This window comes from Cupriavidus sp. UYPR2.512, assembly GCF_000379565.1.
Taxonomy (GTDB): domain Bacteria; phylum Pseudomonadota; class Gammaproteobacteria; order Burkholderiales; family Burkholderiaceae; genus Cupriavidus.
On record NZ_KB903076.1, the window covers coordinates 16624 to 39611 of the forward strand.

Annotated in this window: 22 protein-coding genes and 1 pseudogene; 16 read left to right on the top strand and 7 right to left on the bottom strand. The window is 66.7% G+C overall.

Translation table 11 applies throughout. The annotated features are described in order from the left end of the window. Positions 1-93 precede the first annotated feature (93 nt). The 9 genes from A3A5_RS0121395 to A3A5_RS0121435 all read left to right on the top strand — a co-directional run bounded on the left by A3A5_RS0121395 (position 94) and on the right by A3A5_RS0121435 (position 7722). Positions 94-1050, top strand: coding sequence for an oxygenase MpaB family protein (locus tag A3A5_RS0121395; RefSeq protein ID WP_018312566.1), 957 nt, complete (start codon positions 94-96; stop codon positions 1048-1050). A 486-nt stretch (positions 1051-1536) separates the two neighbouring features. Then, a complete protein-coding gene (locus A3A5_RS0121400; RefSeq protein WP_018312567.1) occupies positions 1537-1863 on the top strand; it encodes an RNA chaperone Hfq in 327 nt (108 codons plus the stop codon). 220 nt (positions 1864-2083) lie between these two features. Next, on the top strand, positions 2084-3325 hold the full coding sequence (locus A3A5_RS0121405) for a flagellin FliC (protein ID WP_018312568.1): 1242 nt from the start codon (positions 2084-2086) through the stop codon (positions 3323-3325). 132 nt (positions 3326-3457) lie between these two features. Then, the gene (locus tag A3A5_RS0121410) at positions 3458-3811 is read left to right on the top strand and encodes a flagellar protein FlaG (RefSeq protein ID WP_026200986.1); all 354 of its coding nucleotides are present in this window, start codon (positions 3458-3460) and stop codon (positions 3809-3811) included. Between the two features lie 33 nt (positions 3812-3844). Further along, the gene (gene fliD, locus A3A5_RS0121415) at positions 3845-5251 is read left to right on the top strand and encodes a flagellar filament capping protein FliD (RefSeq protein WP_018312570.1); all 1407 of its coding nucleotides are present in this window, start codon (positions 3845-3847) and stop codon (positions 5249-5251) included. A 37-nt stretch (positions 5252-5288) separates the two neighbouring features. Then, complete coding sequence (fliS, locus tag A3A5_RS0121420; RefSeq protein ID WP_018312571.1) at positions 5289-5714, top strand: flagellar export chaperone FliS; 426 nt, start codon at positions 5289-5291, stop codon at positions 5712-5714. A gap of 1 nt (position 5715) precedes the next feature. Then, positions 5716-6057 (top strand): flagellar protein FliT, encoded by a 342-nt coding sequence (locus A3A5_RS0121425; RefSeq protein WP_018312572.1) that lies wholly within the window; start codon positions 5716-5718, stop codon positions 6055-6057. Between the two features lie 70 nt (positions 6058-6127). Continuing rightward, positions 6128-7432 carry a flagellar hook-length control protein FliK gene (locus A3A5_RS0121430; protein WP_018312573.1) on the top strand — a complete coding sequence of 435 codons (1305 nt, stop codon included), beginning with the start codon at positions 6128-6130 and terminating at the stop codon, positions 7430-7432. Continuing rightward, positions 7429-7722, top strand: coding sequence for an EscU/YscU/HrcU family type III secretion system export apparatus switch protein (locus A3A5_RS0121435; protein WP_018312574.1), 294 nt, complete (start codon positions 7429-7431; stop codon positions 7720-7722). Before A3A5_RS0121430 ends, A3A5_RS0121435 begins: the two co-directional genes overlap by 4 nt. Positions 7723-7804: 82 nt before the next feature. Here A3A5_RS0121435 and fliE read toward each other — a convergent pair whose 3' ends face one another. Next, positions 7805-8128 carry a flagellar hook-basal body complex protein FliE gene (fliE, locus tag A3A5_RS0121440; RefSeq protein WP_018312575.1) on the bottom strand — a complete coding sequence of 108 codons (324 nt, stop codon included), beginning with the start codon at positions 8126-8128 and terminating at the stop codon, positions 7805-7807. A 408-nt stretch (positions 8129-8536) separates the two neighbouring features. Between fliE and fliF the strand changes: the two genes are divergently transcribed. Genes fliF through fliJ form a run of 5 tightly spaced genes read left to right on the top strand, consistent with a single transcriptional unit; the run spans position 8537 to position 13958 of the window. After that, positions 8537-10240, top strand: a complete 1704-nt coding sequence (gene fliF / locus A3A5_RS0121445) for a flagellar basal-body MS-ring/collar protein FliF (protein WP_018312576.1) — start codon at positions 8537-8539, stop codon at positions 10238-10240. Next, positions 10227-11249 carry a flagellar motor switch protein FliG gene (gene fliG / locus A3A5_RS0121450; RefSeq protein WP_018312577.1) on the top strand — a complete coding sequence of 341 codons (1023 nt, stop codon included), beginning with the start codon at positions 10227-10229 and terminating at the stop codon, positions 11247-11249. The genes fliF and fliG overlap by 14 nt, the downstream gene beginning before the upstream one ends. After that, entirely contained in the window at positions 11236-12054 is an 819-nt protein-coding gene (gene fliH / locus A3A5_RS0121455) for a flagellar assembly protein FliH (protein WP_026200987.1), read from the top strand. Before fliG ends, fliH begins: the two co-directional genes overlap by 14 nt. Next, the gene (gene fliI / locus A3A5_RS0121460; RefSeq protein ID WP_018312579.1) at positions 12047-13522 is read left to right on the top strand and encodes a flagellar protein export ATPase FliI; all 1476 of its coding nucleotides are present in this window, start codon (positions 12047-12049) and stop codon (positions 13520-13522) included. The genes fliH and fliI overlap by 8 nt, the downstream gene beginning before the upstream one ends. Beyond that, a complete protein-coding gene (gene fliJ, locus A3A5_RS0121465) occupies positions 13500-13958 on the top strand; it encodes a flagellar export protein FliJ (RefSeq protein ID WP_018312580.1) in 459 nt (152 codons plus the stop codon). Before fliI ends, fliJ begins: the two co-directional genes overlap by 23 nt. Here the strand turns inward: fliJ and A3A5_RS45015 are convergent. Next, a complete protein-coding gene (locus A3A5_RS45015; RefSeq protein ID WP_232431424.1) occupies positions 13945-14748 on the bottom strand; it encodes a hypothetical protein in 804 nt (267 codons plus the stop codon). The genes fliJ and A3A5_RS45015 overlap by 14 nt on opposite strands. A gap of 351 nt (positions 14749-15099) precedes the next feature. On the opposite strand from A3A5_RS45015, the gene A3A5_RS45020 reads away from it, so the two are divergent. Next, positions 15100-15420: a flagellar hook-length control protein FliK gene (locus A3A5_RS45020; protein WP_232431427.1), complete on the top strand. Its 321-nt coding sequence runs from the start codon at positions 15100-15102 to the stop codon at positions 15418-15420. A 461-nt stretch (positions 15421-15881) separates the two neighbouring features. Here A3A5_RS45020 and A3A5_RS0121475 read toward each other — a convergent pair whose 3' ends face one another. Together A3A5_RS0121475 and A3A5_RS39070 are read right to left on the bottom strand one after the other, a co-directional pair. Further along, positions 15882-17063: a CaiB/BaiF CoA-transferase family protein gene (locus tag A3A5_RS0121475; RefSeq protein ID WP_018312581.1), complete on the bottom strand. Its 1182-nt coding sequence runs from the start codon at positions 17061-17063 to the stop codon at positions 15882-15884. Positions 17064-17076: 13 nt separating this feature from the next. Further along, a pseudogene (locus tag A3A5_RS39070) lies at positions 17077-18180 on the bottom strand (AMP-binding protein); the annotation flags it as partial. Positions 18181-18284: 104 nt separating this feature from the next. Between A3A5_RS39070 and A3A5_RS41990 the strand changes: the two are divergent. Continuing rightward, positions 18285-18473 carry a hypothetical protein gene (locus A3A5_RS41990; RefSeq protein ID WP_081623963.1) on the top strand — a complete coding sequence of 63 codons (189 nt, stop codon included), beginning with the start codon at positions 18285-18287 and terminating at the stop codon, positions 18471-18473. A 415-nt stretch (positions 18474-18888) separates the two neighbouring features. Here A3A5_RS41990 and A3A5_RS0121485 read toward each other — a convergent pair whose 3' ends face one another. Genes A3A5_RS0121485 through A3A5_RS0121495 form a run of 3 tightly spaced genes read right to left on the bottom strand, consistent with a single transcriptional unit; the run spans position 18889 to position 22898 of the window. Further along, positions 18889-19863, bottom strand: coding sequence for a tripartite tricarboxylate transporter substrate binding protein (locus A3A5_RS0121485; RefSeq protein ID WP_018312583.1), 975 nt, complete (start codon positions 19861-19863; stop codon positions 18889-18891). A gap of 18 nt (positions 19864-19881) precedes the next feature. Further along, a complete protein-coding gene (locus A3A5_RS0121490; RefSeq protein ID WP_018312584.1) occupies positions 19882-21567 on the bottom strand; it encodes a dihydroxy-acid dehydratase in 1686 nt (561 codons plus the stop codon). Next, complete coding sequence (locus A3A5_RS0121495; RefSeq protein ID WP_026200988.1) at positions 21564-22898, bottom strand: FAD-dependent oxidoreductase; 1335 nt, start codon at positions 22896-22898, stop codon at positions 21564-21566. The genes A3A5_RS0121490 and A3A5_RS0121495 overlap by 4 nt, the downstream gene beginning before the upstream one ends. Positions 22899-22988: the final 90 nt, after the last annotated feature.

The window sequence follows — 22988 nt, forward strand, 5'->3', positions numbered from 1 at the left end:
TTTTGCGGCCACCGCACCGGCATGACCCCACGCACATCGTCCCGCATCCCGTGTATGCTGGCCGTGACTTCCCCATCCAGGCACCCACCGGCCTTGTCCAGCTATACCGACCCTGCCGCCGGCCGCTCTGCGCGGCCAGGACGCGGCCCGCTGAACCAGCTCTCCACCAGGTTGCGTCAGCGCGCCGGCGCGCACGTGCGCGCGCTGACCCGCAGCAATTCCGGCCTGACCCTCGACTATGACAACCCGCCGGGCGATCCTGGCCTGTTCGGGCCCGACGCGGTCTGCTGGCGCGTGCATGCCGACTTTCCGGCAATGCTCGCGGGCGGCGTCAGCGCGCTGCTGCTGCAGACGCTGCATCCGCTGGCGCTGGCCGGGGTCTGGGACCATTCCAGCTTTCGCGCCGACATGCAGGGGCGACTGGGGCGCACCGCGCAGTTCATCGCGGGCACCACCTACGGCAGCCGTGCCGATGCCATGGCGCTGATCGGGCGCGTACGGCGCATCCATGCCGGCGTGGTCGGGGTGGCGCCGGACGGGCGGCACTATGCGGCCTCCGACCCGGCGTTGCTGACCTGGGTGCACGTGGCCGAGGTCTCGAGCTTCCTGGCTGGCTACCTGCGCTATGTCGGGCCGCTGAGCAGCGCCGAGCAGGATCGCTACTACGACGAGGTTGCGCGCATCGCCCAGATGCTGGGCGCGGCCGACGTGCCGCGCTCGCGCGCCGAAGTCACGGCCTACCTTGAATCCATGCGGCCGGCGCTGCTGGCCAGCGAACGCACCAGCGAAGTGGTGCGGCTGGTGCGGAAGATGCCGGTGGCCAACCCGCTGCTGCAGCCGGCGGTGCGCATCATGGCCGACGCGGGCATCGCACTGCTGCCGCCGTGGGCACGGCACCAGCTCGACCTGGACGGCCCTTCGATACGGCGCCCGGCCGCACTCGCTGGCATGCATGTGCTGGCACCGGCGCTTCGCTGGGTGCTCGGCGCCGGCCTGGCAGCGCGCGCCCGACGGCGCGTGGCCCGCGGCATTGCCATGACGGCCGGCTGAGGGCCGCGCCGGCTATCGGCGTTCAACGGATCCTTCTTGAGGGGAAATGAGAATTGGCGGCAAAAACCCTCGCATTTCGGAGGATTGCGCGGCGCGAAAGTGGCGTTAAATCTGCCTGGGCATTCCGAACGGCCGGTCGGATTTACTAGCCGCACCAGTCACAGCGCCACAGAGCGCGATTCAAACGACGCAGGCAAAAAAGAAGCCTACGCGCGGGGTGCTCGTAGGCTTTCCAGGACTGCTCGAGCCGAAAGGCTCTTGTCAAGAATATAAACGCGCTTACATGAGGTGTAAATCCCGTTTCTATCAGGGAATTCCCTTATGACGATATGAGGTAGCGCTGAAGTATTCCCCTTCTCTTCTGGCAGCACCAACCGCCGTTACCGAGAGCGGATGTTTCTCTTGCCGCCCTGGTCGCGCCGCACCCCAAGCCGCCGGCCAACGGACCCAGCCGCCAGAACCCTAGCGGGCTCTTCCGGAGTCGTTGTGAAGAAGAAGGAAACCCGGCCCAAGTCACCGGGCCGAAAGCAACTGCAGCACCAGCAATTTGCTGCATACAGCACCAGCCAGGCGCCTGTGATCGTCCACCTGTCCAACGGCGCGCGGCTGCAAGGCCTGGTGCTGGCGTCAGACGACTACGTGGTGCTGCTTGGCCGGCAGCCGGACGACATCCGGCCCACGGTGGTCTACAAGCGGGCCATCTGCCTGGTCACGCTGGCCAATGTGCAGGACGCGCCGGTGGTGGCACCGGATCCGGGCCCGGGGCCGGACTTCCTGCCGCTCTACATCCCCCGCACCCGCAAGCGCCGCTAGGCCAACGCCCGACCCACACGCCTTCCCGCCGTCCCCTGTCGCGCGGCGCCTCCGCCCGCCCTGCCGGCACCCCGCGAAACTATCGCGGAGATCACTCTAAACCTTTGCCTTGCCCGGTCGATAACCCAAGCAACGGAGGCACTCTACGCCCTGCAAAGCAGGCCGCCAACGTTACGGCACTAGCCGGAATGCCCAAAACTTTGCATACAGGAGTCGTACCATGGCGCAAGTCATTAACACCAATTCGTTGTCTCTGATGACTCAGAACAACATGAACACGTCGCAATCGTCGCTGAACACGGCGATCCAGCGCCTGTCGTCGGGCCTGCGCATCAACAGCGCCAAGGACGACGCCGCTGGTCAGGCGATTGCGAACCGCTTCACCGCGAACATCAAGGGCCTGACGCAAGCTCAGCGTAATGCTAACGACGGTATTTCGCTGGCGCAGACGACCGAAGGCGCGCTGACCGAAGTCAACAACAACCTGCAGCGTATCCGTGAACTGAGCGTGCAGGCTGCCAACGGCTCGAACTCGGCTTCTGACCTGAAGTCGATCCAGGATGAAATTACACAGCGCCTCTCTGAAATCGATCGCACCTCGCAACAAACTGACTTCAACGGTGTGAAGGTGCTGTCCGCCTCTGCCCGTCCGCTGACTGTCCAGGTCGGCGCCAACGACGGTGAAACCATCAAGATCGACCTGCAGGAAATCAGCTCCAAGACGCTGGGCCTGCAAAGTTTCACGCTGTCCGGCCCCAAGGCTGTGGCGGCCGGCTTCCAGTTCAACGGCACGACCGCCTCGGCCGCTGGCGATGCACCGACGGCTGCACAACTGCAGTCCCTGTACGGCGCCACCACGACGGTCACCTCGACCACCGTCACGGAACTCAGCGGCGACACGCTGTCGACCAAGCTCGGCCTGGGGGCTGGCGGCGCCACGTTCACGGGCAATGCCGTGGCCGACGGCAACGGCAACCTGTTTGCTGAAATCGCGATCAAGCCGACCGGCGCCGGTGAAACCCAGTCGCTGATCAACCAAGGCTTTACCGGTGCGGTGGACGGTACGTCGATGTATCGCTACGTCGCCCTCGACCCGCAATCGGCCAACACCACGACCGATCCCACCAAGGCGGCCTTCACCATCGACAGCGCAAAGATCTCGGTTGCCAGCCTGCAGGCCGGCGGCACGGTCAACCCGCTTGCAACGATCGACTCCGCGCTCAAGAAGGTTGACGACCTGCGCAGCTCGCTGGGTGCAGTGCAGAACCGCTTCGACTCGGTAATCGCAAACCTTGGTACCGCTGTGACCAATCTGTCGGCCTCGCGCTCGCGCATCCAGGACGCCGACTACGCAACGGAAGTGTCGAACATGACCCGCGCGCAGATCCTGCAACAAGCTGGTACCTCGGTCCTGGCCCAGGCCAACCAGACCACGCAAGGCGTGCTGTCGCTGCTGCGTTAATCGCATCCGCGACCAGGCATTGAAGGCTGGGCCGCAAGGCCCGGCCTTTTTGCCGGAACGTTTCGCAGGCAGACCGCTGCCCGCAAAGCGTTTCAACCCGCACGTGAACCACGACAAAGGACGGAGCAGACCATGGCGCCTCCCCCAACCGTAAGCCCGACCGCAGCACACCTGCCGTCCGAGGTGCTGGCTAAGAGCACTAAGACCCGTGCACCGGCCGGCTTGCGCGCACCGGAGGAGAACGCCGCGGCATCATCGGCGCAAGCCGTGGATACCTCCGCCGCCATCGGCGAACTGGTCGAGACGCTCAAGACCACCTCGATCGGCCTGCGCTTCGAGATCGACGAGACCACGCACCGCATCATCACCAAGGTGATCGACAAGGAAACCGGCGACCTGATCCGGCAGATGCCCACCGAAGAGGTGATGCGCATCGCCCGCGCCATCGACAAGCTGCAAGGGCTGTTCGTCAGCCAGGTGGCTTGAGCCCTGAATATCAGTTGAAGACGAGACAACAATATGGCAACGATCTCCTCCATCGGCATCGGCTCCAACCTGGACCTGAGCACCCTGCTGGACCAGCTGCAGAAGGCAGAGCAGGCGCCGCTTGACGCGATCAACACGCAGGCCAAGAGCTACCAGACCAAGCTGTCGGCCTACAGCCAGGTGCAGAGTGTGCTGGACGCCTACAAGGCCGCCGCGAAGAAGCTGTCTGAAGCCGCCACCTTCGGCGCAGTGAAGGCGAATGTCGGCACGCCGGACGTGATGTCTGCCACCACGGCCGCCAATGCGGTGCCCGGCAATTACAGCATCACCGTCAGCGCGCTGGCCACCGCGCAGTCGCTGGTCAGCGGCAATGTGGCCGACCAGAAGGCAGCGATCGGCGGCGGGGAACTGGTCTTCGATTTCGGCGAGGCGCTGGCCACCGGCGGCGCCGCCACCAGCACCAAGAAGGTCACCATCCCCGCAGGCTCGTCGCTCGAAGGCATGCGCGATGCCATCAACAAGGCCGGCATCGGCGTGACCGCGAGCATCGTCAATGACGGCAGCGCCAGTCCTTATCACCTGGTGCTGACTTCGGACAAGACCGGCACGCAGTCCACCATGCGCGTGTCGTCGACCGATGCGGCGCTGAACAATGCGATCGCCTTCGATCCGGCCGCGGCTGCAGGCGTCAACAAGATGGAACAGAAGGTGCCGCCGGCCAACGCGACGCTGAAGATCAACGGCATCGACGTGGTCAGCCAGAGCAATTCGGTGGTGGATGCCGCCCAGGGCGTGACCATGAACCTAGCCAAGACCGGCACCACGTCGCTGGTGGTCACGCGCGACAACGACGCGATCAAGGCTTCGGTCCAGGCTTTTGTCACCGCCTACAACAATATCCAGAGTACGGCCAAGACGCTGACGGCGTTCGATACCAAGGCCGGCACGTCCTCCGCACTCACTGGTGACGGCACGCTGCGCGCGATCCAGTCCAGCCTGCGCTCCATGTTCGGCGGCGCCATGGATGACGGCAACGGCGGCAATATCACACTGATCGGCGTTGGCATCTCGTTCAACAAGGACGGCACGATGGCGCTCGACGATGCCAAGCTGACCAAGGCGCTGAACAATAACCTCGGCGGCGTCACGGCCATGTTTTCCAGCACCACCGGCAGCGGCGGCATCGGCAAGCAGGCGAGCGACTATATCGGCAGCCTGACCAAGACGGATGGCGCGCTGAAGTCGGCCCAGGACGGCATCACTAAGACCCTGAAGGACCTGGAGAAGGACTATAGCCGGGTCCAGGACCGCGTCACCGCCACCATCGATCGCTACAAAGCCCAGTTCACGCAACTGGATCTGATGGTCGCGCAGATGAACCGCACCAGCAGCTATCTGACGCAGCAGTTCAACGCGCTGACCAGCAGCACCAAGAAGTAATCACTCAGCCGCACACCAGAGCCAGAGGAACCCAATCATGTTCGCCCGCGCATCCGCCAATGCCTACGCCCAGGTGGGCGTCCAGACCGGCGCCATGAGCGCCAGCCCGCAAAAGCTCATCACGATGCTGTATGACGGCGCCCGCTCGGCCATCGCCAAGGCCAAGTTCAATCTTGAGGCCGGCGACGTGCCCGCGCGCGGCAACGCCATCTCCAAAGCCATCGACATCATCGACAACGGCCTGCGCGCCGTGCTCGACCATGAGGCTGGTGGCGAGATCTCCGCCAACCTCGAATCCCTGTATGAGTACATGGTGCGCCGGCTGATGCTGGCCAACCTGCGCAGCGACGCGGCCCTGCTGGCCGAGGTCGACACGCTGCTCGAAAGCCTGGCTTCGGCCTGGGCGCAGATCGACGACACGGCCGCGGCCGCGGATCAGCAACCCGCCTTGCAGGACAACTGACATGGCCTCCCTTCCCGAGTTTTCCCCGATCGTGACCTGCTACGAGGAAATCCTCGCGCTGTCCGCACGCATGCACGAGGCCGCCCAGGCAGCTGACTGGGACACCGTTGCCGAGCTGCAGCAAGGCTACCTGGCCCATGTAGACCGCCTGCGCCTGATGGACCACGAGGCACCGTTCTCCGATGCGGAACGCATGCGCCGCTACCAGTTGCTGGACCGCATCCTCACGTACGATGCCCGCATCCGTGACCTGGCCATGCCGCAGCTGAAGAGGCTGGGCGACATGCTGACCAGCTCGCGCCGCCAGATCGAACTGTCCGTCGCCTACGGCGCAACGGCCTGACGCAGCCTGAGCGCTGCGCAACTTCCCGCGGCGGGCCGGCAAGCCCAACGCCTGCATTCACGCGACCCGTATGACCGGCATCCATCTGCCTCCAGGCCTGGCACCCGGTCAGGCCCCGGACCCGCAATCCCTGCGCACGGCACTTGCCATCGACAAGATGGCGGCGCTGCAGCCCGTGCCCGAGGCCACGGAGTCGAATGTCCAGAACTCCACTGGCCAGGCGATCCGCCAAAGCCCGCTCGCGACCGGTCCCAACGCCGTGGCCGGTCAGGCCACGCTGCTGCCAGGCGCCTCGACACAGGAATCGCTGAGTGCGGCCGCGCGGGCCATCCTGACGGTGATGGACGGTACCGAGGCGCTGCCGGTGCGCGGCGCCGGCCCGCTGCTTGCCGCGGCGCCCACGACAGCTTCCGCGCAGGCCACTGCAGCGGCCCTTGCCAACACGGTCGGCCAGAGCGGCCTGTTCTACGAATCGCACCTGGCGCAATGGGTTGCCGGCGCGCGCGGGCTGTCCGACATCCGTCAGGAACCGCAGGCACAAGTCCCGGCACCGGCCGGATCGACCCCAGGTGGCGCTGCCCAGGCCGCGGCAACGCTGCCGTCTGCGCTGCTGACCTATGCCGGCGGTGCGGCAGCGGCAGAGCCGGCGCGGCCCTCGGCGCCGCCGCTGCTTCCGGCCTCGCAGGTGCTGGCTGAAGCGCTGGCTTCGGCCGGCAATCCGCGCGTGGCCCACAGCCATGCGGCGGCGGAACAGGCGTTGCGGCAAGGCACCGCTACCACGGCGGCCTACAGCCGTGAAGCTGCCGAACCCGGCACCCAGCGCCAGTCCGCCGCGGCGCTGGCCACGCAGGCCTACCAGAGCACCGCGGAGGCTGGCGCGCCGGACAGTCTCGCCCCCTACGCAGCGCGCGGCCCCGCAGGTCTTCCGGATACCGCCTCGGCAGAAACCATCCGGCAGGCCGCGGCAGCCGGCCCGGCCATCCATCCGGCAACCGAAGGCGTGGTCCGCCAGCAGCTGGAATTGCTCGCCACGCAGCAGTTTCGCTTTGCCGGCGAGGCGTGGCCCGGCGTGCCGATGGAGTGGGAGCTGCTACGCCCCGATGCGGATGGCGCCGCGCAGGCCCATGACGACAGCGCCCGGCCATGGTCCAGCCGGGTGCGGCTGCACTTGCCGAGCCTTGGCATTGTCGAAGCGGTGCTGACACTGGGGCCGGCAGGGCTCGACGCCCGCGTGGCAACGCCCGAGACCGATGTCGCGGCGCGTTTCATCGCGGCACGGCCGCTGCTGCGCAACCAGCTGGAGGCGCAGGGCATCGTGCTGCAGCGCCTGAGCGTGCAGACCCAGGACCACATGACCGAAGGAGAGGCGCGATGAGCGAAGCGGCGCAAGACCGCGGCGCGGCGATCGCGCTGTCCTACCAGCACAGCGACAAGGCCCCGCGCGTGCTCGCCAAGGGCTATGGCGTGGTGGCCGAAGCCATCATCGCCCGCGCGCGCGAAGCGGGCGTCTATATCCACGATTCGCCCACCCTGGTGAACCTGCTGATGCAGGTCGACCTGGACAGCCACGTGCCGCCGCAGCTCTATGTGGCCGTGGCCGAACTGCTGGCGTGGATCTACCACCTTGAAGCGGGCATGGACGCAGGCGCTGAAGCACAGGCCTGACCCGGCAGGCTTCCCGACGACAAAGAGCCCCTGGCCGCTTGCGCGCGCCAGGGGCTCTTTGCTTTCGGGGCAGGCGCTGGCCTTACACCGCCATATTCATCATTTCCTGGTAAGCCGCCACCAGCCGGTTCCGCACCTGCACGCCGGTCTGGAACGACACATTGGCCTTTTGCAGGTCGATCATCACGTCATTGAGCGCCACGCCGGGCTTGCCCAGTTCGAACGCCTCGGCCTGGCCGTAGGCGCGTTCCTGCGCGGCGTTGATGCGGCCCAGCGAGCGCTGCAGTTCGCCGGCAAAGCCGCCGCCGACCGGCGCGGAGGACTGGCTGGCACTGTTGCCCGAGGCAACCTGGGACATCCCGCGCAGTTGCTGCAGCATGCCCTCGATGGAAGAGATAGTGGTCATTTGGCTCGTCGTATGCCGGTCCACCGGCAGAGTTCGTCTTGTGGCGCGCCCCTTGCATCACATAACGGCCTGCCGGGCAGGCGGGCCTCAGGCGGTTCGCACCCAGTTTCAGCCCCCGCAGAGTACCCGCCGCCTGCGGCCTCCCATGGGCCGAAATCGGACAAAAAACCGCGTCTGTTCGCCGGATTGTCGCGCTCAAGTCTGGCCGATCATTGCCACCGTGCCGGAAGAGCGCGGGCTGTCGTCCCGTGCTGGCTCCGGAAACCACCAGACAACCATCGATTCGGGAGTACGCGTGTTTTCTCTGCAGCGTAATGTGAGCCGGGCCGTGAGCCGCGCCGACGACCAAGGCGGTCAGCATCGCCCGTGCCGTCGCGAGCATCGCAGCGCCGGATCCGGAGCACGCGCATGACCGCGGCCGTGGCACTGCCCGGGCGCCCGGCAGAAGTGATCGAGCGCCTGAAGGCCAACCCGAAGCTGCCGCTGATGCTGGCCGGCGCAGCCCTGGCCGCGGCCATCGCCGTGGGCGTGCTGTGGTCGCGCAGCCCGGACTACAAGGTGCTGTACAGCAACCTGTCCGAACGCGACGGCGGCGCGGTGCTGCAGTCGCTGCAGCAGATGAACGTGCCGTACAAGTTCGCCGAAGGCGGCGGTGCGGTGATGGTGCCGGCCGAGAAGGTCCACGAAATCCGCCTGCGCCTGGCATCGCAGGGCCTGCCCAAGAGCGGCACGGCCGGCATGGAGCTGATGGACAACCAGAAGTTCGGCATCAGCCAGTTTGCCGAGCAGGTCAACTACCAGCGCGGGCTGGAAGGCGAGCTGGCGCGCTCGATCGAATCCATTGCCGCGGTGCAGTCCGCCCGCGTGCACCTGGCCATCCCCAAGCCGACGCTGTTCGTGCGCGAGCGCCAGAAGCCGACCGCGTCGATCGTGCTGCAGCTGTACCCGGGCCGCGCCATCGATGAAGGCCAGGTCGCGGCGATCAGCCACCTGGTGTCGTCCAGCGTGCCGGAACTGACGCCCAAGTCGATCTCGATCGTCGACCAGCACGGCAACCTGCTATCGAACACGGCCAACGAGCGCATGCTCGACGCCACCCAGCTCAAGTATGTCCAGGCGCTGGAGCAGAATTACCTGAAGCGCATCGAAGCGATCCTGACGCCGATCGTCGGCAAGGATAACGTGCGCGCGCAGGTGACCGCCGACGTGGACTTCTCCGTCGTCGAGCACACCGACGAGAGCTACAAGCCTAACCAGGACCCGACCCGCTCGGCCATCCGCAGCCAGCAGACCAGCGAATCGACCCAGCAGGGTGCCACGCCGCCGGGCGGCGTACCCGGGGCGCTGTCGAACCAGCCGCCGGCCGCCGCCGCCGCGCCCGTGACCACGCCGCAGACGCCGCGTGCGGGCCAGGCGCCGGGACAGGCCGGCGCTCCGGCTGCCGGGCAGGCGGGACAGGGGGCTCAGGGTGCCACGTCCGCGGCCTCCAGCGGCCCCAGCAGCAATCGCCGCGACTCCACCGTCAACTACGAGCTGGACCGCTCCGTGCGCCACGTGCAGCAGGCACCGGGCGGCGTGCGCCGCCTGTCGGTGGCGGTGGTGGTCAACTACCGCCAGCAGGCCGATGCCAAGGGCAAGCTCGTTGCTGAAGCGCTGCCGCCGGCACTGCTGGCGCAGATCCAGAACCTGACCAAGGAAGCGATGGGGTTCTCGGCCGACCGCGGCGACTCCATCAACGTGGTCAACAGCCCCTTCACCGCCGAGCGCGAGAAGGCCGCGCCCGAGGTGCCGCTGTGGAAGCAGCCCGACATGATTGAGCTGGGCAAGACCCTTGCGGGCTACCTGCTGCTGGCACTGCTGGCGCTGTTCGCGTGGTTCAGGGTGGCGCGCCCGATCCTGCGCCGCTATACCACCCCGCCGCTGCCGGCGCCGGAAGCCAGGGACGAGACCGAGGCCGTGCTGCTGCCGCCGGACGAGCCCGCCAACCCGGAAATCCTGCGGCTTGCCGCCAAGTATGAAGGCGACCTCGCGCTGGTGCGCGACGCCGCACAGCGCGACCCGCGCCTGGTCGCCAGCGTGATCAAGAACTGGATTGCCAATGACAACCGCTAAGGGCATCTCCAAGGAGATCTCGGCCAGTGGCCTGCAAAAGAGCGCCGTCCTGATGATGGCGATCGGCGAGGATGCCGCGGCCGAGGTCTTCAAGCACCTGTCGCAGCGCGAAGTGCAGGAGCTGGGCTCGGCCATGGCCACGCTCAGCTCGGTCACCCGCGAGGAAATGGCCGAGGTGCTGGGCGAGTTCCGCTCCGAGACCGAGCAGTACCTGGCACTGAACGTCGATTCCAACGCCTTTATCCGCAGCGTGCTGAACAAGGCGCTGGGCGAGGAACGCGCCCAGTCGGTGATCGAGGACATCCTGGAGTCGCGCGATCCGGGCGGCGGCATCGATTCACTGAACTGGATGGACGCCACGGCCATTGCCGAGCTGATCCGCGACGAGCATCCGCAGATCATTGCCACCATCCTGATCCACCTGGACCGCCAGAAGTCCTCCGAGGTGCTGGCGCTGTTCACCGACCGCCTGCGCAACGACGTGATCCTGCGCATCGCCACCTTCGGCGGCGTGCAGCCGGGCGCGCTGCAGGAACTGACCGACGTGCTGACCAAGCTGCTGGCGGGCCAGAGCCTGAAGCGCAGCCGCATGGGCGGCGTGCGCACCGCGGCCGAAATCATCAACCTGATGAGCACCGCGCACGAAGAGGCCGTCATCGACGGCGTGCGCCTGCATGACGGCGACCTGGCACAGAAGATCATCGACGAGATGTTCCTGTTCGAGAACCTGCTGGAGGTCGACGACCGCGGCATCCAGCGCGTGCTCAAGGAAGTCGCCACCGAGTCGCTGATCGTCGCGCTCAAGGGCGCGCCGCAGGAACTGCGCGACAAGTTCATCCGCAATATGTCCACCCGCGCCGGCGAGATGCTGCGCGAGGACCTGGACGCGCTGGGCCCGGTGCGCGTGTCGCAGGTCGAGGCCGAGCAGAAGGCCATCCTGCAGGTGGTAAGGCGCCTGGCGGATGCGGGCGAAGTGCAGATCGGCGGAGGCGACGATGCCTATGTCTGAGGCAAACCCTGAGCGCGGCCAGGCCGCACGCCGCGGGCCGCGCGGCGACCCGCTCTCTTCCCTTGCCGGCAACAGCACGGCCGCCGAGCCTGGCGGCTTTGCGCCGTTCGAGCCCCCGCGCCGCGCGCGTGGCGGCGCAGCCGGCTGGCAGCGCTGGCAGATGGGCTCGCTCGATCCCCGGGGGACCGAGCCGCCCGCAGCCCTGGCGGCCATGCCTTCCGAACCGGCACCGCCGCCGATCGATTTCGAGGCGCTCGACGCGATGCGAGAAGGCGCGCGCAAGGAAGGCTATGCCCAGGGCTACACCCAGGGGCAGACCCAGGGCTACGGCGACGGCCACCGCGAAGGTTACGCCCGCGGCCTGGAAGCCGCACGCAACGAGGCCACGCAGCTGCAGGCGCTGGCCACCAACTTCCGCGGTGCGCTCGGCGGCGTGGACGACCAGGTCGCGCGCGCGCTGGTGTCGCTGGCGCTGGACGTGGCGCGCCAGCTGGTGCGCTCTGCCCTGGCGGACGACCCCGCGCTGCTGCTGCCGGCCGTGCGCGAGCTGCTGACCAGCGAACCCGCGCTGTGCGGATCGCCCAGCCTGCTGCTGCATCCCGACGACGTGGCGCTGGTGGAAACCCACCTGCATGGCGAACTGGCGGCCGCCGGCTGGACCGTGCGCGCCGATCCGTCGGTGGCGCGCGGGGGCTGCATCGCCAGCGCCGCCAGCGGCGAGCGCGACGCCACGCTGCCCACGCGCTGGACCCGTGTGGTCAAGGCACTGGGCCGCGACGATCCATGGGAGCCGCCGCATGCCTGACACCACTGCGCCGGCCACGCCCACGCCAGATCCGGCGCTAGCCCATACGCAGCGCTGGATCGGCGCACTGAACACCGCCGCGGCCGGCATCGCCGGGCTCGACAGCAAGCGCAGCTGCGGGCGCCTGACGCGCGCCGCCGGCCTGGTGCTGGAAGCCGTGGGCCTGCGCCTGCCAGTGGGCAGCGACTGCCTGATCGAGCTCCCCGCCGGGCAGTTCACCACCGACAGCAATGCCCCGCGCACCGCGGAAGCAGAAGTGGTGGGCTTTGGCGCCGACCGGCTCTACCTGATGCCGCAATCGGATGTGGTGGGCTTGCTGCCGGGCGCGCGCGTCTACCCGCTGGAACCATCGCCGCAGCCGGCAGGCACCACCACGCCGCGCGAACCGGGCTCCAAGCGCCTGCCGGTTGGCGCCGGCCTGCTGGGCCGCGTGCTGGATGCCGCGGGCCGTCCGCTCGACGGGCTGGGCCCGATCACCGCCGCCATGGAAGTGCCGCTGGCCGGTGAGCAGATCAACCCGCTGATGCGCGCGCCCATCGAGACTGTGCTCGATACCGGCGTGCGGGCCATCAACGGCATGCTGACCGTAGGACGCGGCCAGCGCATGGGCCTGTTCGCGGGCTCGGGCGTGGGCAAGAGCGTGCTGCTCGGCATGATGGCGCGCTATACCAGCGCCGACGTGATCGTGGTCGGCCTGATCGGCGAGCGCGGCCGCGAAGTGAAGGAGTTCATCGAGAACATCCTCGGCCCCGAGGGCCGCGCACGTTCGGTCGTGGTGGCCGCGCCGGCCGATACCTCGCCGCTGCTGCGCATGCAGGGCGCCGCCTATGCGACGCGGCTGGCCGAGTATTTCCGCGACCAGGGCCAGCATGTGCTGCTGATCATGGACTCGCTGACGCGCTACGCCATGGCGCAGCGCGAGATCGCGCTGGCCATCGGCGAGCCGCCGGCCACCAAGGGCTATCCGCCGTCGGTCTTTGCCAGGCTGCCGACGCTGGTCGAGCGCACCGGCAATGGCCCCGAAGGCGGCGGCTCGATCACCGCGTTCTACACGGTGCTGACCGAAGGCGACGACCAGCAGGACCCGATCGCCGATTCCGCGCGCGCCATCCTGGACGGCCATATCGTGCTGTCGCGCAGCCTGGCCGAATCCGGCCACTACCCGGCCATCGACGTGGAAGCATCGATCAGCCGCGCCATGACCGCGCTGATCCCGAACGCGCAGTTCGGCTCGGTGCGCCGCTTCAAGCAGCTGATGTCGCGCTACCAGCGCAACCGCGACCTGATCAGCGTGGGTGCCTATGTGCCGGGCAACGACCCGGAGCTGGACCTGGCGATGCGCCTGCACCCGCGCATGGAAGCCTTCCTGCAGCAAGACATCCACGAGCGCGCCGGCTACGACGACGCCATCGCCCAGCTTCACAGCCTCTTCGACAGGAGTGAACATGCTCAAGCATTCACCGCTTAATACGCTGGCTGACCTCGCCCAGAACGATACCGACGCCGCCGCGCGCGAGCTGGGCAGGCTGCAGGGACTGCGCACGCAGGCTGAGCAGCAGTTCAACCAGCTCACGCAGTACCGCCATGAGTACCGCGCGCGCATGCAGGTGGTGGCCGCCGAAGGCATGACCTCCAGCCGCTGGCAGGATTTCTCGCGCTTTCTCGATTCGCTTGACCATGCCATCCACCAGCAGAGCGCGGCGCTGGCCAAGGCCGAAGCCGACCTGCTGGCAGGGCGCAACCACTGGCAGCACCAGCAGCGCCGCCTGAACTCGTTCGACACGCTGATCGCGCGCGCCGAAGCGAAGGAAGACCAGGTTGCCGCGCGCCGCGAACAGCGCGCCAACGACGAATACGCCGCCCGCCTGGCCCGCACCACGGCCAGCCGTCTCAGCGAAGCCTGAGAAACATCAGCCGGGCCACACCCGCAGCCAACTCCATGATCGATATCAGCCAGATTGTCAGCAGCGCCGCCAATGCGGTCGAGGGCGCCAGGCGCGCCACCGCCGACGCAACGGCGAGCGGATTCGGCGACGCGCTGTCGCGCGCTCGCGAAAGCAACAAGGCCCCCGCGCCACCGGCCAGGGAAACCGCCGCACGCGACCAGCCCGCATCCCGCCAGCCCGCGGCGCAGGCAGATGCCGGCAAGCCGCGGCAAGCCGCCGCGGCCGGCAAGAAGCCTGCGGCCGGCCCCAAGGACGAAGACAAGGACCAGGACGACACCGCGGCGGCCACGCCGACGGATGCCGCAGCCGCTGCCGCAGCGGCCCTGGCACTGATGCTTCCTGCCGCCGCCCCGGCCAGCCCCGCTGCCGCGCCGGCCGGCACGTCAGGTTCCGCCCTCGCCGGCGTTGCCGACACCGGCGGCGCCGCCGCACTGCAGGCGGCGCTGGCAAATGCCACGCAGTCGGCCACGGCAGATGTCCAGGCCGATGCCATGCCGGCGGCCACCACGCCACGGCCGGACACGCTGCAGGTCGTCACCACCGAAGCCCGGCCTGCACAGCCTTCGGTAGCCGACACGCTGGCCACCATCGCATCCCAGCGCGCCGCGATGCAGGCCGGCGCCAGCACAGGCACCGACGGCAAGGCCGCAGCGACCCAGGCGATCCCGGGCGACGGGATCGCCGCCCAGCAGCAGGACACCACCGGCCAGTCTGCCGGCGGATCGGGCAATCGCCCGGACAGCGGCATCGCCGGGCACCGCGCCGATCCGCTCGCCGCCAACCCCGGCACGGCGGATGCCAGACCCGCGGCAACGCCGTTCGCCGTCGCACAGGCTGCCGCCCGCACCGGCGAGGCTAGCGCGGCCAGCCCCGACAACACACAAGCCGTGGCCGCCGCGCTGGCCGGCCAGGCTACCCCGTCGGCTACTGCAGCCGCTGCCGCCGCCTCCGCCCGTCCAGTGGTCGCCCCGCAGCTGAACGACAGCCAGTGGCCGCAGGCCCTTGGCCAGCAGATGATCCGCATGAGCACGCAAGGCCAGCAAAGCGCCGAACTGCAGCTGAACCCGCCGACCTGGGGCCGCTCAAGGTCGTGCTCAACGTGGTCAACGACCAGGCCCAGGCCCAGTTTGTCTCGCCCCACCAGGCCGTGCGTGCCGCGGTGGAAGCGGCGCTGCCGCACCTGCGCACCGCGCTGTCGGAAAGCGGCATCCAGCTGGGGCAAACTTCAGTGGGCGCCGATGGCTTTGCCGGCCAGGCGGGCAACGGGAACGGGCAGCAACAACAGGCGCCGGGGAACGGACGGGGACAGGCCAGTTTTGGCACCGGTACGCTGGCGGCGGCTGAGCCAGCGGCCGCGGCCGGCGCAACGGCTCGTCCCGTGCGAGTGCTTGGGCGTGGCGAGATCGATACCTTTGCCTGACCATGGGCTGCGTGGCGCGCGGTGACTGCGCGCCATAGATGAAAGCAAGGCCGCCGTATGGCTAGCGGTTAACAAAAAGTGTTAAAAACCGGTTGCGATGAGCCTGGGATCCAGGCCCCGCCTGGGCCTTCTCACCCGTCCTGCCTACGATCACCGACTCCGTAGCCAGATCGACGATGTCGGACCGGGTCGCGCCGGGCGCAGGGGGCGTCCAGTTTCCGTCAATATAAAAAGTATCGCGTTCAAGGATGGTGTTCTGGGTTGTGTCGTTGTCCGGGCCACGCCACCTGCTTCCAGTAGGCATCGTCGGCCATCATTTTCGCCAACGGCTACTTCCCCGGCAGCGACAAGAACAACATGTTCGGCGTCGCGCTGGGCATCCGTCACAAGTTCTGACGCGGAAAACAAGACGGCCGGCGTCAATGGCGAGCCGGCGATTCTGTCTTGCTGCCGGTGCCTTCTCAGATCACGCCCCGTGCGCGCAGCCCCGCGATCTCGCCGGCCGCATAGCCCGCGTCGCGCAGCACTTCCTCGGTATGCTCGCCGGCCATCGGCGGGCGCCGCACGATAGCCGGCGCGGTACGCGACAGCGACACCGGCGTGGCGACGAGCGGTACCTGCGCGGCTGCCCCCGGATAGTCCACGCAGTGAAACGCTCCGGAGGCGCGGACGACTTCGTCCTCCAGAGCCTGGCGCGGCGTGTTGACCGGCCCGCCGGGAATGCGCGCTTCCTCCAGCAGGGCCAGCGCTTCCTCGCGCGTGCGGCCGGCGCACCAGTCCGACATGATGTCGCTGAGGACTTCACCATGCTCGCCGCGCGTCGCATCGTCCGCGAAGCGCGGATCGTCCAGCAGTTCCGGGCGGTCGACCATGCGCGTCCAGCGTTTGAACATCGCGGGTCCAATCACCTGCGCGATGATCCAGCCGTCCTTGACGCGGAAAATGTCGGACGGGCCGTAGGTCGGGCTGCGGTTCACGGTGGCCTGCCGGTTCAGCCCGCGCAGCGCTTCCTCGATCAGGCTGCCGCTGGACAGCGTGAGCGCCGTGTGCAGCAGCGACGCGCTGACTTCCTGCCCCTGGCCGCTCGCCTTGCGTTCGTAGAGCGCCATCATGACCCCGAGCGCGCAGCACAGCGCAGTCGAAAAATCGACGACCGGCACCATCGACTTCATTGGGTGGTCCGGCAGCCCGGTCAGGTGGACCGCCCCGCTCATTGCCTGCCCTACGCCGTCGAAGCCGACACGGTCGCGCACGGCCGGGTCTGCCCCGAACGCCGAGGAGGCAGTCAGGATGATGTCGGGCTTCACCTTGCGCAGGCTGTCATAGTCGAGACCTAGCGCGGCGATGGTGCGCGGCGGCATGTTCGCCACGACCACGTCGGTGGTCAACAGCAGCTTGCGTACCACCGCCCCGCCCTCTTCGCTGTCGAGGTCGAGCGTGATCGAGCGCTTGTTGCGGTTGACCTGCAGGAAGAACGCGCCTTCGCCTTCGCTGGTCACCGGCGCGACGAAGCGGTCTTCGCTGCCCCCGACGCGGTCGATGCGGATGACATCCGCGCCGAAGTCAGCCAGCAAGGCCGCGCAGAAGGGGCCGGCAATGAACCGGCCAAAATCCAGGACCCTGATGCCTTCGAGAACTTTCATCTTGCTTGCCGCCTCATGCCTGCGGGCCTGCGCCCGATACCGCGCGGATCTCGTCGAGCGACGCGGGGTTGTCGAGCGACGACAGGTCGCCCGGCGGCGTGTTGCAGTACACGCTGCGGATCACGCGGCGCATGATCTTGGAACTGCGTGTCTTCGGCAACTGGCCGACCACATGCACTGCGCCGGGACGGAACGGGCGTCCAAGGCGCTTGTCGACGTGGCGGGTGACGAGCGACGACACCGCGTCCGCATCGCCCGCCGCACCAGGCGATCCGACAACGAACACCACCAGCCGCTGCCCTTTGTCCTTGTCGTTCACGCCGATGGCCGCCGCTTCAGCGACTTCCGGTAATTCCAGTACGACTTCTTCCACCTCCGCCGGGCCCAGCCGCTTGCCGGCCACCTTCAACGTGTCGTCGGAGCGCCCCATCATGAAGAACGTGCCGTCCTGCCGGCGCAGCGCCAGGTCGCCATGCACCCAGAGGCCGGGGATGGTGTGCCAGTAGGTGTCGAGATAGCGCTCCGGGTCCTGCCAGAACGACTGCGTCATGCCGACGAAAGGCTGACGGATCACCAGTTCCCCTACTGCACCGGTCAGCGGCTTGCCGCTCGCGTCGACCACGTCCACGTCCACGCCCGGCGAGATCGTGTTGAAGCCGCTCGGCGGGATAGGCCTTACCACGACGCTTGACAGCAGCGCGCCCGACACCTCGGTGCCGCCCGTGTAGTTGATCAGCGGCTGCGTGCCGCGCCCGAAGGTCCGCTGGAACCAGCAGAAGTGCTCCGGGTCGATGCCTTCGCCGGCGGTGATCAACAACCGAACCGAGGAGACGTCGCCCTCCAGCGCTACCTGCTCGTTATTGGCGAGGCCCCGGATCAGTGTCGGCGCCGAGCCGAAATGGGTGACCCTGTGCCGTTCCACCAGTTGCGACATGCGTGCCCAGCTCGGGTAGTCGGGCGCGCCGTCGTAGCAGACCAGCGTGGCGCCGCGCAGCAGGGCGCAGCCCAGCACCAGTGTGCCCGCGATCCAGCCCATATCGGCGGGCCAGCAGAAGACGTCGCCCGCGGCCACATCGAAGTGCACCACGGCATCATGGGCGATCTTGAGCGGGAAACTGTTACCGGCTGCGGGTTAATAAGAGCCAAACTACCAATCCGGTAGGACCGTACTTAATCGCCGTGGCCTTTGCGGACTAGAATTTCCCCAAGGAGGAGCCAGTCATGTCAGCTATCAAGCGCATAGATCGGGGCCATGCCGCCTACCAGCCAGAACTGTCTCGGACGACCTGCTACCCTGCGGAGCATGTCACGTTGACGGCTAGCTCCAGAAAGAGGCTGCGCCCCTCTGTGCCGCATCGCAAGGTCGGGCGCGGCAAAGTCGGCATTGGCGGCAAGCGCAGCGGCAAGTAGGCGGTGAAGCGCCGATCACCTCGCGACAATGTGCCGCTTTATCACGGCCGCAGCAGACCAGAGACCGACGGTTCCTGTGACTGTATGCCGCCTGACCGCACTATTGTGCTTCGATTAGGTTTCTCCCGGTAACAGTTACCGCTATTGGGAAACCATGCTGCCCCTGGGCGCGGAAGGGCACGCGGTCATGGGACGGATGCACAAAACCGAGGACGAAAAGCGGTCCATCGTGTTGGTGCCCCCGCGCAATAGGACGAGTGGCTGCAGTACGACAATCCGGATAAGTCTGCATCCGACCGCGTGTGCCCATACTCGACTTACCTTGCAAACCGGGGCGCGAGAAATACAAGGCAGGCATTGTCCCGCTGACGCACGGACGCGGTGAGCGGCTTCCCGCCGCTCACCGCGCATGCCACTATTCAGCGACGACATTGGCCGATTTGGCGACCGCGCCCCACTTATCGGTTTCGTCCTTGATATACCTGGCAAACTCTTCCGGCTTACTGGCTGCAACTTCTGCCCCAAGCATCGAGAGCTTTTCCTTCACTTCAGGCATGGCCAATACCTTGACCATCGCGGCATTGAGGTGCTTTACGATTTCAGCGGAAGTACCCGCCGGCGCGACAAGACCGCCCCAGGAGGAGGCCTCAAAGCCCGGCAATACGGTCTCGCTGATGGTGGGAGCACCCGGAAATGCCGGCACGCGCTTCTTGCTGGCCACCGCAATCAGCTTCAGCTTGCCGCCCGTAATATACGGGCGCGCGGCAACCGCAGTGGTAAACATCATCGACACCTGTCCTGCCATGACGTCTGTCATGGCAGGACCGTCTCCCTTGTAGGGAACATGCATCATGTCGAGCTTGAGTCCGGACTTGAACATCTCACCCACCAGATGGTTTGAAGATCCATTGCCGGCGGATGCGAAGGTATATTTGCCGGGATTGGTCTTGACTTCCGCCACCAGTCCTTTGATGTCTGTCGCCTTGACCTTGGGGCCGGCGACAAGAACGATCGGCACCGTGGTGGTTTGCCCGATGGGCGCAAAGCTCTTGTTGACGTCGTAGTTCAGGTGCGGATAGATGGTCTGACTGATCGCGTTTGGACCAACGTTTGCCATCAGCAAGGTGTAGCCGTCCGCCGGTGATTTCGCAACCATCTCGGCAGCGATGTTCCCGTTCGCGCCCGGCCGGTTTTCCACCACGAAGGTGCCGCCCGTGACCTGCTTCAGTTTCTCGCTCAGCAAGCGAGCCGTCGTGTCGGAAGCCCCGCCCGGCGGATACGGCACGACGATACGCACAGGTTTGTCCGGATAGGCTGCGGCGGCCACGCCAGCAATCAGGGTCGCCGTTGCAATGGCGCAGCACCAGGTAGTTTTGATGATCGTCTTCATGTCTCCTCCAGAGGATGGTCAGCGTGGCCGGATCGGTATCAATACCGCACCGCGAGCCAGCGGCTTTACTGTCTTGCTATAGATGTTCAGCCAACCCTGTTCGGTGGCCCCACGGATCGGAGTCGCGTGCGCGCGGCGCGCGGCGAGCTCGCATTCTTCGACCAGCAAATTGATTTGGCGGCCGGGAATATCAATTTCAATTTCATCGCCATCCTGGACCAGCGCCAGCGGGCCGCCGGCGGCCGCTTCCGGACAGACCTGGCCAACGGCCACGCCGCGATTGAGGCCGGATAACTGGCCATCCGTGACGACCGCCACCTTGCCATTGAATCCGGCGCCTTCCACCGCGGCGACGAACGATGAAGCCAATGCCACGCCCGGCCCGCCGATGGGCCCCATGCCGCGCAGGCAAGCCACGGTTCCGGGGGTGATCCGGCCTTCTGCCAGCCCGGCAATGGCCTCTTCCTGAGAATGGAAGACCATGGCCTTGCCCCGGAACCTTTCCGCCTTTTCTCCCGCATTCCCCAGTTTCAGAATGCTGCCCTCGGGCGCCAGCGATCCCTTCAGGATGACCAGCGACGGCTTGGTCGAAACCGGGTCCTCCAGCGACCGCAGGACGGACGGTGACGGCGCTTCATAAGCGTCCAGGATCGCTTGCCAGGTTTTGCCCGATACCGTCTGGCAATCCTGCTCGATCATGGAAGCCAGAAGCTTGATCGTCGCCAGCGTGCCGCCGGCAGCCTCGAGGTCTTCCGTGCGGTGCGGACCGTTCGGCTTGACCGTTGCCAGCAGCGGTACTTCGCGACCAAGGCGGTCGAACAGGTCGTAGAGGTCCACATCAGTCCCAGCCTCCTCGGCCACGCCCTGCAGGTGGCGAAGGACATTGATCGAGGTGGAGAGCGCCAAGGCGACTCTTACGGCATTGCGAAACGCTGCTGGCGTCAGGATGCTGCGCGGTGTCAGGCCTTCATTGACCATTTCCACGATGCGCGCACCGGCGCCCCTGGCTTGCTCGACCATTGCCGGCGAATTCGCCAGCACCGGGCTTGCCCCAGGAAGGGTCAGGCCGAGCGCCTCGCAGACGATGTGCATCGAATTTGCTGTGCCCAAGCCGGCGCAAACGCCTGGGCTGCGGACGGCGCGCTTGCACATCCCATCGAGGTCGTCGAACGAGAGCTGCCCGGTGACATGCATGCCGACCTTCTCGAACACGTCCTCGATATCGACATGCTCGCCCTTGTATTGCCCGCTCGCCTGGTAGCCGCAAATTACGACGATGGTCGGAATGTTGAGCCGCGCCGCCGCCATCATCTGGCCGGGGGTGGTTTTGTCGCACGAGGCCAGGCAAACCATGCCATCGAGCTGTGCCCCCTCAACCTGCACTTCAATGTCGTTCACGATCAGGTCGCGTGACGGCAGGATGTAGCGCCCTTCCTTGCCGGCACTGGTGATGAAGTCGCTGGGCGCGGCGGTGCGCACTTCAAAGGGCACGCCGCCGGCTGCGCGAATCGCCTGTTTGACTTGCGCCGCCACGCCGTCCAGGTGGCTGAAGCAGCTCGACAGTTCCGACGATGTATTGACCACCGCGATCTTCGGCTTCTCCATGTCCGCGTCACTGAGACCGAGCGCCTGCCATTGCGCCTTGCGCAGCGCCCAGCGCGTGGTGCCGGGAGTGAAGTTGCTGCGATATTGTTGCGATGTCATTGGGTTGCTCCGAGGAAGGCGCCGTTGTTGGCCAGGGATTGTTGAATGTCCGTAACGGGTACGGTGTGCACGCTACGTCGCTGCGCCACCGCGGCGGCGGCGGTATAGCCCGCAGCCTCGCCCATTGCAAAGCACTGTGCGGTAACACGGATCGACGCCTGCGCGCCGTGTGTGGCCGAGGCGCAGCGGCCGGCCACCATCAGGTTGTCAAAGCCCGGCAGCGTGAGGGAACTGAGCGGAATCTGGAAGTAGGTTCCTGGCTTCAGCCAAATCCATTTGGTCGCGCGACCGGCCGCGTGGTCTTCCATCGGCCACGCGCAGCAGGCAATGGCATCGGAGAACCGGGCACCTTCCAGCACGTCCTGGTCGGTCAGCACATAGCTGCCGACGATGCGACGGCTTTCCCGGACACCAATGACCGCACCGGTATCCATGACGAAGGCGGATTCGAAGCCCGGGACGTATTGGCGAAACGCCTGCAGATACATGCACACCTGCTCGCGCCCGGCCAGTTCTGCGCGCGACATGATGCTGACATCGAACGGGTCCGGGGACTCGCCGTCCACCGCGACCTTCGTGATATTCAGGTGCGCCAGGCCCGGCCGTTCGGCGAATACGCCCCCGGCGGTCCGCGGCAGGTCGAAGCCATCATTCACCGCTAGTTCGAGGCGCTCACGGAGCGCCGCCCGGCTCAGGCCACTGAGCACCGCCGTATCGACACCACCAAAGCGAACCATCGTGGTCGGGAACTGCAGGTCGCCGGTCGAAATCTCAAAAGGCGCACCGGCAAACTTGACCACGTCCGCATCGCCCGAGCAGTCGACGAACGCCTTGGCGCGAATCGCCAGCCTGCCTTCCTTGGTCTCGATCAGCACCGCGTCGACCTCGCTGCCGTCCATCGCAACATCTACGACCATCGCGTGAAACAGCACTTCGATCCGGGCCTCCTTGACGAGCTGATCAAGGGCAACCTTCATCGCAAACAGATCGTAGGGTAGCGAGGCAGTCTCGAGCCATCGGGTGGGCGCCCCTACTCCGTCCAGTGCACGCAGACGATCGATCACTTCATTGCAGACACCGCCGACGACCTGCTGGATTTCCGATTCCGACACGGCGTACAGACCGCAAATGCTACCGAGGCTTACCGAGGTCAAGGTCCCGCCGAGGAACCCCTCCCGCTCCAGCAGCAAGACTTTGGCGCCGGAGCGCGCGGCTGCAATGGCGGCCGCAACGCCCGCGGCGCCCCCTCCTACGACGCAAACGTCGGCGGATCGAACCACGGGCGTGGAACGCGCTGCCTCGGTGATCTCGCCGTATGAATACGTAGTCATTTTATCTCCAAAAAAATGGGCGGCGAGTATGCTTAGTCACTCGAGCCGCCAGCATGCTATCCCAAGCAAAAATGGTTACGTATTCATTAT